The following is an 11,394-nucleotide window of genomic DNA, read 5'->3' as shown; positions in this document are numbered from 1 at the left end:
TGGGTACGTCGCGCAACACGCTCCCGTTGGCCGGATCGCGTAACCCGAGTGCCCACCAGCCACCGTCGAGTGCTGGTCCGAACACCGCCTCGTGCTCGGCGAGTCGCTCCAGTGCGGCGGTGAGCAGGACCGGCGTGACCTGCGGGGTGTCCATGCCGATCTGCAGCACCGGCCGGTCGGGGAAGGCCGTAGCGGTGTCGGCGTGGGCGTTGGCGAGGCGGTCGGCGAACGTGTCGCCGCGCTGCGGGATCAGGTGCCAACCCGTCAGCGCGGCGGTCAGCTCCGCGCCGGACTCGGCGTCGGCGAACCGACCGGTGTGCGCCAGCACGGGAATGGTCGACGCGGTGGCACGCACCGCCGCCAGGGTGTCCAGCAGCGCCGCCGCCGCGATCCGGGCGGCCTGTGTGGGATCAGCGGGTGGGCAGAGCCGCGTCTTGACCAGCCCCGGGACCGGCGCCTTCGCGACCAGGAGCAGGACATTCATCGGGCGCCTCCGATGCCGGCGCGCAGCACTCCGGCGAAGTCCCGGGCCGCCCGCACGGTGCCCCGGACCGACCCGGAGACCTTCGACCTGGTGCCGGCGGCGCGGGGCGCGTACGCGACGTCCAGCTCGACGATCCGCCAGCCCGCCCCGGCCGCGCGGAGCAGCAGTTCCAGGGGATAGCCGAACGCGCGGTCGTTGACACCGAGTTGCAGCAACGCTGCCTGACGGGCCACCCGGATCGGGCTGATGTCGTACACCGGCACGCCACGGCGTCGTAGCAGCGCCGCGACCAGCGCGTTGCCGGCACGGGCATGCCACGGCCAGGCGTCCGCCGAGACCGGTCGCCGCCGTCCGACGGCGAGATCCGCCCGACCGTCGAGCACCGCCGCGACGAGCCTGGGCAGCTCGGCTGGATCGAACGAGCCGTCCGCGTCGAGGACACAGACCAGATCCGCGTCCGCCGCCAGCAGGCCGGTGTGCACGGCCGCGCCGTACCCGCGTGTCGGCTCGTGCACGACCCGGGCGCCGTACTCGGCGGCGATGACCGGCGAACCATCTGTGGAGCCGTTGTCGACCACGAGGGCGCGGTAGCCCGGCGGTAGCCCGCTCAGTACGGCAGGCAGTGCGGCCGCCTCGTCCAGACACGGCAGCACCACGTCGATAGTTGTGTGCATACCGGCGACGCTAGGCCCGCCACGCGCCGATCGGACCGCCGTGCCGCCTTACGAATCGCTTACGCGGCAATGGGTCTTACGAGTCCCTGACGTCTCACCGTCGGGCCGTCGGGTGGCTGGTCGGAGGTCGTATCGTCGGCCGTCACCATGACCACGATGACCCGGCCGGGACGATCCCGGCGCGCCGACCTGATCGTCCTCGGTGCCGAGGTGGCACTGCTCGCCGCCGCCGTCACCGTCGGGGCACTGCTCAACCATCGGGGCGTGCGGCTGCACGCTGACGCGGCTCCGCTCTACGCCAGTTGGCAGCCCCATCTGGGTGTGGGCACCCCCGCCGCCCTTCTCGTCGCGGCACTGGTCGTCTGGCGGGGCGTGCGCTGGGCGACCGACACACGGTGGCCGTGGCTGCTGGCGGTCGGATACCTCGCCTCGGTGCTCTGGACACTGTCGCTGGCCCTGGTGGACGGCTGGTCCGCCGGGTTGACCGAGCGGCTCACCGTGCAGGCCGAGTACCTGCATGAGGTGCCCCGGGTGACGGACGTCGCCACGATGTTGTCCGGCTTCGCCGCCCGTATCCTCGACTTCCAGCCCGATTCGTGGTCCACGCACACCGCTGGTCATCCACCGGGCGCGTTGCTGTTCTTCGTGGGGTTGGAACGGATCGGTCTGGGCGGCGGGGCTGCCGCGGGGCTCGCCTGTGTGCTGCTCGGAGCCACCGTCTCGGTGTCGGTTCCGGTGACGTTGCGGGCGCTCGGCGCCGAGGGCGCGGCTCGGGCCGTGTGGCCGTTCCTGATTCTCTTCCCGGGGGCGGTCTGGGTGGGCGCGTCCGCGGACGGGATCTTCGCCGCGGTGGTCGCGGCCGGGCTGGCGCTGCTGGCGGTGGGTGGTCGAGGCGGGGCCGTACCCGGCGGCCTGCTGCTCGGTCTCGCGCTCTACCTGTCGTACGGGTTCGTCCTGGTCGGGGTGCTCGCCGTGACCGTGGTGCTGCTCCGGGCCCGGGACCGCCTCGGCGTGTTCCTGCTCGCGGCGGCAGCCGTCGCGGCGGTTGTCGTCGTGTTCACCCTGGCCGGCTTCTGGTGGCTGGACGGCTACCAGCTGGTGGCACGTCGTTACTACCAGGGCTGGGCGGCGGAACGTCCCTTCGGTTACTGGGTCTGGGCGAACCTGGCCGCTCTGCTGCTCTCGGCCGGCCCGGTGGTCGGGCCAGCGGTACGGCGGGCGGTGGCGGCCGTACCGATCCGAGGGCCGGGCCGTCCGCTCGGGGCGACCCTCCGGCAGCGGTTCGCCAGCGCCGGACCCACTGTGTGGTTGCCCATCGCGGCGGCGGTGGCCGTGCTCGCGGCGGACCTGTCCGCTCTGAGCAAGGCCGAGGTGGAGCGCATCTGGTTACCGTTCACCGTCTGGCTGCTGGTCGCCACCGCGCACCTGCCCGCCAGCCACCGACGGTGGTGGCTGGCGGCCCAGGCCGCGACCGCGCTCGCCGTCAACCACCTGCTGTGGACGGTGTCCTGACCGTCGCCGGTGCCCGCATCACCGCAGTGGTGAAGTCGGCGACGCCAGCGGCGAAACCGGTCCGGGCCGTGAAACCCAGCAGCCGGGTCGCGCGGCCCGGATCGGCCACCACGTGCCGCACGTCTGCCGCCCGTCCGCCCCCGACCGTGACAGGCGCCGGCCCGCCCATCGCGCTGGCCAACTCGTGGGCCAGCTCACCGACGGTGTGCGGCTCACCCGAGCAGACGTTGACCGGGACCAGCGGCTCCGGTGCCGGTGTCGTCAGCGCCAGCAGGTTCGCCTCGGCAACGTCGGTGACGTGCACGAAGTCGCGCCGTTGCCGCCCGTCCTCCAGGACCCGGGGCGGTTGCCCGGCGGCCAGCGCCGACCGGAAGATCGACGCGACCCCGGCGTACGGGGTGTCGCGGGGCATCCGCGGGCCGTAGACGTTGTGGTAGCGCAGTGCCCAGACCGACCCGCCGGTCTGCCGGGCCCACGCGGCGGCGAGGTGTTCCTGAGCCAGCTTGGTGGCGGCGTACGTGCTGTGCGGTTCCAGCGGTGCGTCCTCCGGCACGAGACCGGGGGAGAGCACCCGGTCACAGCGGGGGCAGGTCGGCTCGTACCGGCCCTCCGCCAGGTCGACGGCGCGGCGCCCGGCGGGCCGGACGATGTCGTGTGTCGGGCAGTGGTAGCGGCCCTCGCCGTAGACCACCATCGAACTGGCCAGCACGAGGCGGCGTACTCCGGTGGTGTGCATCGCCGCGAGCAGGGTGGCTGTGCCGAGGTCGTTGTGCGCGGCGTACCGGGGGGCGTCGGCGGGGTCGACGCCGTGGCCGACCATGGCCGCCTGGTGGCACACCGCGTCGACTCCGGCGAGCAGCCCGGTCAGTAGTCCCAGGTCACGGATGTCGCCGACGACGAGATCGTGCCGCTCGGCCCAGGGTGGTGATGTCGCACCGTGCGCCTCCGGCAGGAGCGCGTCCACGGTCACCACCTCGTCCCCGCGGTCGGTGAGCAGATCGGCGACGTGTGAGCCGATGAATCCGGCCGCACCGGTGACAAGTATCCGCATTCCGGTCACCGTATGACCTCGCGGAAGCCCGCGCGGGCCTCCTCGCGCAGCCGTAAGAACCTCGCAAGCTTTTGCAGGTGCGGGCGGACCACGCTGCGTGGCTACGCTGGGCCGATGGACGTGCGGGGAATGACGGGCCGGAACGGGGGAGGTTCGTGACACAGCGCGTGCTGGTGGTCGACGACGATCAGACCGTGAGCGACGTCATCCGTCGTTACCTCGAGAACGACGGCTTCCAGGTGAGCCTCGCCGCGGACGGGGAGGCGGCCCTGGCGGCGGTGCAGCGGCAGGCACCTCACCTGGTCGTGCTCGACCTGATGCTGCCCCGGGTCAACGGCCTACAGGTGTGCCGGGAGCTGCGAGCCCGTCCGGATGGCGTACCGATCATCATGCTGACCGCGCGCGGTGACGAGTCGGACCGGATTCTCGGGCTGCAACTCGGCGCCGACGACTACCTGACCAAGCCCTTCTCCCCCCGGGAGTTGGTGCTGCGGGTCCGTTCGGTGCTCCGTCGTGCCGGCAGTGAACCGCCGCCCGAACGACCGGAGGCGCTGACCGACGGCGAGCTGGTGGTGCACCCCGCGTCCCGCACCGCACGCCTCGGCGGGACCGAACTGGCCCTGACGCTGCGCGAATTCGACCTGCTCGTCCACCTGCTGCGGCACCCGTCCCAGGTGTTCGGGCGGGCCGAACTGCTGGAGCAGGTCTGGGGCTGGAACTTCGGCGACCATTCGACAGTGACAGTGCACGTACGCCGGCTGCGGGAGAAGATCGAGGCCAACCCGGCCGATCCACGGCGGATCGTGACCGTCTGGGGCGTCGGCTACCGGTACGAGCCCGCCCATGCGTGACCTCCTGCTGATCTTTGCGATCTCTCTCGGCGCGGCACTTGCCATCGGGTTCGTCGGCGCGGTGCTGCTCCGTGCGCTTCGGCGCAGCTCGATCACCGTGCACCTCAGCGTGCTGCTCACCACCACGGTCGTCGCCGTCACCGTCGGGGTGATGGCGGTCGCGGAGGCGATGTTCCTCTCCCCACATGATCTTGAGGTGGTGCTGATCACCGTCGCGGCCGCAGCCGTGGTCAGCCTCGCCGTCGGCGGGCACTTCGGCCGCCGACTGGCACTCGCCGCCGTCTGGCGGGATCAGGCCCGCGAGCGGGAACGACAGCTGGAGAAGGGGCGGCGTGACCTGGTCGCGTGGGTCTCGCACGACCTGCGTACGCCGCTCGCCGGGCTGCGGGCCATGGCCGAGGCGCTGGAGGACCGGGTGGTCCGTGACCCGGACACGGTCGACGAGTACCACCGGCGGATCCGGCTGGAGACCGACCGGATGACCCGGCTCGTCGACGACCTGTTCGAGCTGTCCCGGATCAACGCGGGAGCGCTGCGGTTGTCGCTGACGGCGGTGCCGCTCGGCGAGGTGGTCTCGGACGCGCTGGCAAGCACCGCCCCGCTGGCCGACGCTCGCCGGATCAAGCTGGTCGCCAGCGAGTCCGGATGGCCGATGGTCGCCGCGAGCGAACCGGAACTGGCCCGGGTGGTGACGAACCTGTTGCTGAACGCCGTCCGCTACACCCCGGAGGACGGGACCGTCCGCATCGAGGCCGGCCGCGAGGGGGAGCACGCCTGGCTGTCCGTTGCCGACACCTGTGGCGGCATCCCACCGGCCGACCTTCCCCAGCTGTTCGACATCGCGTTTCGTGGTGAACCGGCCCGCACCCCCGGGCCCGGCGACGGTGGGGCGTCCGGAGGGCTCGGTCTCGCCATCGTTCGTGGCCTCGTGGAGGCGCACGGAGGTCGGGTCGAGGTGCGCAACATCGCCGACGGCTGCCAGTTCATGGTCCGACTGGGCACCGCCTGACCGACCAACGGTGCTCGGCGACCGCAGTGCCGCACGCCGACTAGCTTGCTGCGTCCGGCGTCGCCTGCCGTACCGGTTCGAATTCGGCAGGCCGATCTGGCCGACGCACGTCGGCCAGGACGAATCGGCTGCGGGGCAGCGCGGGGATGCGGCGCAGCGAGATGGTCAGGTCCTGCTCGGGCACTGTGTAGTCCAGGCGCGCCAACCAGCCGGCGAAGGCAGCGAGCAGAGCCACTGTGACATCCTCGCCGGGGCAGCGATGCCCGGTGCTCCGATCAGCCCCGCCCTGGGGGATGAGCTCGTACGGGTCGGGAGCACGCCCGACGAATCGCTGTGGGTCGAAGCGGTACGGGTCCGACCACAGCGCCGGATCGTGGTTCTGACCGTAGATGTCGAGCAGCACGAGTGACCCGGCGGGAACATGCTGGCCCTGCCAGGTCAGGTCGGTGACGGCCCGGCCACCCACGAACGGGGCGAACGGGTAGAAGCGGCGTACCTCGTGGGCGAACGCGACCGCGTAGGCGGCGTCGCCGGTGCGCAGCCGGTCGCGGTGCTCGGGCCAGCGGTGCAGCGCGTGGGCCGTGAATGCCACGAACCAGGACACCGCGACGGTGGGGCGGATGACGTTGAGCAGCTCGACCGCGGCGAGCTGGGGATCCAGGGGCTCGCCGTCGCGGTCGCGGTGCCCGGCGACCGCTTCGAAGACGGAGCCCGCGGGTGCGGTGACGACATGTGCGCGGACCTGCTCGACGAGCCCGGCCAGCCAGTCCTCCCGCCGGCCACGGGCGCGCCGCGCCCGCCAGTGTCGCGGACCCACTGTGGCGAAGCCGTCGACCAGGGCGGTCAGGTCGCGGGCCACCGGCGCGATCTCCGCGTCGTCGACCGGAACCCCAGCCCAGCCGCAGACGCCCTTGGTGATCACGCGACTCGCCTCGTCGAAGAGCACGACGCGTCGCCCGTCGCCGCTGCTCGCGATCGCCTCGTTCCAGGCCGCGCCGACGTGGTCGACCAGGTCGGCGACGCGTCTCGGATCGGTGAGCAGGGACAGGAACATCGCCTTGCGATGACGGTGGTCCGCGCCGTCGAGCGTGTGCACGGCCCGGTGGCCGAACAACGTTCCCTGTACCGGTTCCGGAATGGCCCCGTGCCGACGTACATGCCGCTCGTCGTAGAAGAACCGCACCGCGTCGGGCCCGCGCAGCGTGAGTGCCGGCTGGCCCATCACGCGGGTTCGCACGGTGGACCGACCGTCGCGTCGCGCCAGGGCGGGTAGCCAGGCGTAGCCGTTGAGCAGGAACCCGAGTGAATCGTCCAGGTGTGGTCCGCGCTGGTCGGTCATGAGCGGCCAGTGCCCACTGTGCCCGGCCCGAAACCTCACCCCGGCCAAGCCCGCTCCGGCCGGCGCGGATACCCAGCCGACAGTGAGCCCGTCGGTGGCATGGGCGGGGGTGTGTGGAACGGATCTCGGGGTAGCGCTTAGGGAAGTTCCGGATCCCCCGAGGAGGACGAGATGACCGATCCCAGGTACGTACCGATCGCACTGGCCGGCTCTGAACAGCTGATCGACGACGACGGCGTGGGCGCCGACGGCGGCGGGGAGATTGTCGGCGCGGACGACGCGGCGGCCGACGCCGCCCGGACCGGTGCCGACGTGGACCTGTCCCACGCGGCCCGCGACGGCGACCGGGTCCCGACCGGTGCCGCGGATGCCGAGGCCGACCGTGAGCGCGCCGCTGGCGACAGGTGACCCGACGAGGTGCGAACGGCCCGCCCCGCCGTTCCTGAGGCGGCGGGGCGGTTCGGGAGGGCAGCGACGGGCAAGCACCGGAACGGATGTCGGTCGGTCGCTCTACGGTGTGCGCCGTGAACGCCGTTCAGACGTACCGATATCTCCAGCCGTCCGCCTTGCGTACCGCTGGCCTCGACCTCCAGACCAGCGGCGGCCCGGCGGCCAACCCGCGCTTCTTCTCCGGGTTTCTCACCACCCCGGCAGCGGCGGCCGCCGGGCTGCTCGCCGTGGCCGAGGTGGCCCGCACCCGCTACCACCAGCCGGTCAGCCCGGCGAGCCTCGATCCGGTGGTGACCGGCAGCCGGAACCGGCTGCGTTTCGAGTCCTTCTCCGGCTGTTGCGGGGTGTACGCCCGGATGGACGTGGTGCCGGCCGGCTTCGACGGCGAGGTCGTCGGGCACGGCACCACCAACGTCGACGTCAACCCGCCGCTGCGCGAGGCCCTCGCCCGGGTGGGTGGGATCGAGCCGCTGCACCTGGCTGTCGGCCCGAACGACCTCACCGTCTCCACAATGGAGGCGGCGGTGGTGGAGCGGAAAGTTCCGCTGCCGGGGCGTTGGATGCGTGGCTTCGCCGAGGTGCACGTTCTCACCGCCGGGTTCGAGCCGCGCGCCGAGGTCCCCGCCGCCGAGGCAGCGGCGTTCCTGCGTCGGCTGCCCGGGGGCAGCGATCGTTCGGTGCTCTGGGCGGTCCCGGCCGGGCGTACCCTCCGACTGACCTCGCGCCCGGCGCCGGGTGCGGTCTGTCTGGCCGGCGCGGGGCGGCTCGCGGCGCTGCGCGGGCTTCTCCGGCACGCCCGCACCCTGCGGGTGTACGGGCCGACGGTGCGCACCGGTTCACCGGCCGTGCCGAGCACGTGGGAGCTGGACACCGGGTCGCTGCGGCTGTCACTGACCCTCTCACCCGAGCCGTACCGGGGGTTCTCCGGCGAGGGGGCCGCACTGCTCGCGCTCGCCGGTGACGAGGTGATCGACGACGCGGAGCTGGTCTCCGCCCTGCTCTCCTGGGATCCGACGATCGACGTCATCGCGCTGGCCGAGGCGGCCGGCCTGCCCGACGACCGGGTCCGCGCGGCCCTGGCCCAGCTCGGCACCGCCGGACGGGTCGGCTACGACGTCGCGGACGCCGGCTACTTCCACCGGGTGATGCCGCACGACGCCGGCCGGGCCGAGCGGGACAACCCCCGGCTGGTCGGCGCGCGCACGCTGGTCGAGCAGGGCGCGGTCCGCCGCGACGGCGATCATGCCACGGTACGCAGCGGCGACGAGGACTACCGGGTACGCCGACTGCCCGACGGGGGCTTCACGTGCACCTGCCGGTGGTGGGCGAAGCACCAGGGGCAACGCGGCCCGTGCAAGCATGCCCTCGCGGTGTCGATGGTGGCGGAGGTGACGGCGTGACGGGCTTCTTCCGGGCGCTGATCCGTGGTGACGTGAGCACCGTCGAGGCAGCGCTGCACACGCTGGACGAACCGGCCCGGCGGGCGCTCGGTGACGAACTGGTCGCCCACGTCCGAAGTCGGCGGGACAACTGGTGGTGGGGGAAGGAGGCGACCGCGCTGGCGGTGGCCGCCGTGGGCACGCTGAGCACCGCGACGAAGGCCGCGGCTCTGCTCGGTCGGCGGTCGGTCACGTTGGAGGACGTCGACTCCGAGCTGGTGGTCGCCGCAGCGCGGCAGCGGGGCGTGCCCTGGCTGGCCGACCTCGCGTACCGGCTGGCCGAGCGGCTGCCCCGCAGCCGAGCGTGGGACGGGTGGCACTTCATCGCGGACCTGCTGCTGGCGGAGAAGGCGCCACCGCCGACCGGGGACGCGTTCGTCGCCGGCTGGGCGCATTCGATGTGGTGGGTGCGGTCGGCCGAGGGGCGCCAGCAGGTGCCGATGCTCGACCGGCTGCGCGCCGACCCGTTCCTGGACGCGCTGGTGCCCCGCCTGTTCGAGGTCGACGGGATCGGCGCGGACCTGGCCTTCACCGGCTCCGGGCAGGCGGTGACCCCGACGTTGGCGGCGCTCGCGATGGAGGGTCGACTCGACCGGATGGCGTTGCTGGACGGGGTTCTCGGCCGCCTCCTGCGCGGGGACCGACCCGGAGCGTTGCGTCCGTTCCTCGCCCTGCACGAGCAGCTTGGACCCAGCCCGGACGAGGTGGCGGCGCGGGCGAGCACGTACCTGCGGCTGCTCGCCGACGGACCGGGGCCGGTGGCCGGCCTCGCGCAGCGGGCGCTGCGCGACTCGGGCCGCGAGGTGGAGTTCGAGTCGCTGCTGGACGCCTCGCGGGTCGTGTTGGGCCGACCGGACAAGGTGCTGGTGCGGGCGCAGCTGTCCTGGTTGGACAGACTGGCCCGGCAGAACCCCGAGCGGGCAGCCGACATCGCCGAGGCACTCGCGTCGGGTGCCGAACATCCCGCCGCCGACCTGCGCGACCGCGCGGCGACGTTGGCGCAGCGGCACGGCCATCGGCTGGTCGCCACGGTCACCGTGGCAGTGGCCGACGACGAGCTGCCCCCGCCGGTGTCGCCCGCACCCGCTCCGTCACCGATCACCGAGGTGGACGAACTGGTCGAGGCAGTCGCCGTGCTGCACGCCCAGCGCTGGCCCTCGTCGACCCTGGAGCGGGTCCTCGACGGGCTGGTCCGATTGACCACCACCGACCGGGACCGGCTGGCCACCGCCCTACTGCCGGTGCTGCGGCGGGCCGAGGTGGGTGCCTGGGACCACGAGTGGGCGGAGTTCAACGTCCTGGTCCAACTGAACGGCGTTCTGCTGGCCGCCGCCGCACCCGGCGAGGCGGCCACCCGACGCGACAAGTGGTCCAGAATTCTCAGCCAGTCACTGACCCGGACGATGCGGCCGTTCCGGAACCGGCCGGCGGTCGAGCCGCCCCACGGGTCCGCGCTCACGCTGGTCTACTGCGCCCGGATCGCGGAGATCGGGCAGCGCCTGGACGGACGGAACGACCCCGGGCTGCTGGCCGCCCCGACGTCCGTCACCGGGGCCCTCGACGCGACCGCGCTCTATGAACGGCTGGCCGCACTCGGGGACCGTCCGGTGTGGCGGTGGGATCTCACCCAGGCCCTGCTGCGGCTGCCCGTCGGCGTGGACGAGGCGCTGGCGACCCGGGCCGCCGCGCTCGGCACCCCGGCCGGCGACGAACTGGCCAGTTGGCTGCGCGGCGACGCCCTGCCGGCACCGGTCCACGAGGTGGTCACCGTCGGCCGGCGTGAGCGCAGACGCAACGTCGTCACGAGCGCCCCGCCCGAGGGCGCAGCGGACCCGCTCGGACTCCTCACCGTGCCGGCGCACCCGATCGGACGAGGGCCGCACCGCTGGAGCAACCTGTGGCCAGCGCTGCTGCCGGGGCACCGGGGCCTGGTCGCCGCCCACCTCCTGCCTGAAATCGCCAGCGCCGCGCAGGAGGACGCCCGGGATTTCGCCATGGTCCTGCCGGTGCTCGCCGAGTGCACCGGCGAGGGCGGCCCGGCGCTCGACCTGGCGCTGGCGTACGGGCTGTGTGCCCGGCACGAGGTGGACCGGGTGGCCGCCCTCGACGCCCTACTGATGCTGGCAGCCGCCGGCGACCTCGATTCTCCCGGTGTCGGTGGCCAGTTGGGCGTGTTGGCGGCGGACGGCCAGCTGACGCTGACCCGGGTGGCGACACCGCTGCGTGACGCGATGGCGGCCGGTGCCCGCCTGAGCGTCTGGCGGTTGCTCGCCGCCGCGCTGCCACCGTTGCTGGCCGCACCCACCCCACCTCGCGGCACGCCCGACCTGCTCAATCTGGCGGCCGAGGCGGCCGCTGCGACCGGTGTGCTCATCGAGGTGCCGGGGCTGGGTGACGTGGTGGCGCGCGGCGGCACGAGCCGGTTGGTGACCGAGGCCCGCAGACTCGCCACCGCGCTGGCTGCCTGACCCGCCGGCTCACCCTGCGGTCGGGCCGGGACGTCTCCGTCCCGGTGGTGGGTGAGCCGGCGGCCCGGGTCGCCGGTTCGAGCTCAGTCGGCAGCGGAATCCCTCGCCGCGGTCGCC

Annotated in this window: 10 protein-coding genes; 6 read left to right on the top strand and 4 right to left on the bottom strand. The window is 73.2% G+C overall.

Features of this window, described 5'->3' with window-relative positions; translation table 11 throughout:
- Positions 1-484: DUF2064 domain-containing protein (locus KBX34_RS31975; protein WP_210928801.1), on the bottom strand; the 484-nt coding region annotated here is incomplete at its 3' end.
- A complete protein-coding gene (locus tag KBX34_RS31970; RefSeq protein ID WP_210928799.1) occupies positions 481-1,158 on the bottom strand; it encodes a glycosyltransferase family 2 protein in 678 nt (225 codons plus the stop codon). The genes KBX34_RS31970 and KBX34_RS31975, both read right to left, overlap by 4 nt.
- Before the next feature lie 147 nt (positions 1,159-1,305).
- Between KBX34_RS31970 and KBX34_RS31965 the strand changes: the two genes are divergently transcribed.
- Positions 1,306-2,670, top strand: a complete 1,365-nt coding sequence (locus tag KBX34_RS31965; protein WP_210928797.1) for a hypothetical protein — start codon at positions 1,306-1,308, stop codon at positions 2,668-2,670.
- Here KBX34_RS31965 and KBX34_RS31960 read toward each other — a convergent pair.
- Positions 2,642-3,721, bottom strand: a complete 1,080-nt coding sequence (locus tag KBX34_RS31960) for an NAD-dependent epimerase/dehydratase family protein (RefSeq protein WP_210928796.1) — start codon at positions 3,719-3,721, stop codon at positions 2,642-2,644. The genes KBX34_RS31965 and KBX34_RS31960 overlap by 29 nt on opposite strands.
- Positions 3,722-3,876: 155 nt before the next feature.
- On the opposite strand from KBX34_RS31960, the gene KBX34_RS31955 reads away from it, so the two are divergent.
- Together KBX34_RS31955 and KBX34_RS31950 are read left to right on the top strand one after the other, a co-directional pair.
- A complete protein-coding gene (locus KBX34_RS31955) occupies positions 3,877-4,572 on the top strand; it encodes a response regulator transcription factor (RefSeq protein WP_088948951.1) in 696 nt (231 codons plus the stop codon).
- A complete protein-coding gene (locus tag KBX34_RS31950) occupies positions 4,565-5,581 on the top strand; it encodes a sensor histidine kinase KdpD (RefSeq protein WP_210793812.1) in 1,017 nt (338 codons plus the stop codon). Before KBX34_RS31955 ends, KBX34_RS31950 begins: the two co-directional genes overlap by 8 nt.
- A 40-nt stretch (positions 5,582-5,621) precedes the next feature.
- Here the strand turns inward: KBX34_RS31950 and KBX34_RS31945 are convergent, their stop codons facing one another.
- On the bottom strand, positions 5,622-6,920 hold the full coding sequence (locus tag KBX34_RS31945) for a cytochrome P450 (RefSeq protein WP_210928795.1): 1,299 nt from the start codon (positions 6,918-6,920) through the stop codon (positions 5,622-5,624).
- Between the two features lie 171 nt (positions 6,921-7,091).
- Here KBX34_RS31945 and KBX34_RS31940 point away from each other — a divergent pair, with 171 nt between their 5' ends.
- The 3 genes from KBX34_RS31940 to KBX34_RS31930 all read left to right on the top strand — a co-directional run bounded on the left by KBX34_RS31940 (position 7,092) and on the right by KBX34_RS31930 (position 11,277).
- Complete coding sequence (locus KBX34_RS31940; protein ID WP_210928793.1) at positions 7,092-7,328, top strand: hypothetical protein; 237 nt, start codon at positions 7,092-7,094, stop codon at positions 7,326-7,328.
- Between the two features lie 116 nt (positions 7,329-7,444).
- Positions 7,445-8,770: an SWIM zinc finger family protein gene (locus KBX34_RS31935; protein WP_210928792.1), complete on the top strand. Its 1,326-nt coding sequence runs from the start codon at positions 7,445-7,447 to the stop codon at positions 8,768-8,770.
- Complete coding sequence (locus tag KBX34_RS31930) at positions 8,767-11,277, top strand: DUF6493 family protein (RefSeq protein WP_210928790.1); 2,511 nt, start codon at positions 8,767-8,769, stop codon at positions 11,275-11,277. Before KBX34_RS31935 ends, KBX34_RS31930 begins: the two co-directional genes overlap by 4 nt.
- The last annotated feature ends 117 nt before the right edge of the window (positions 11,278-11,394 follow it).

The organism is Micromonospora sp. M61, assembly GCF_018070245.1.
Lineage (GTDB): Bacteria > Actinomycetota > Actinomycetes > Mycobacteriales > Micromonosporaceae > Micromonospora > Micromonospora zamorensis.
Note: the sequence above shows the minus strand (reverse complement) of the source record. Positions and strands in the feature narration are given on the sequence as shown.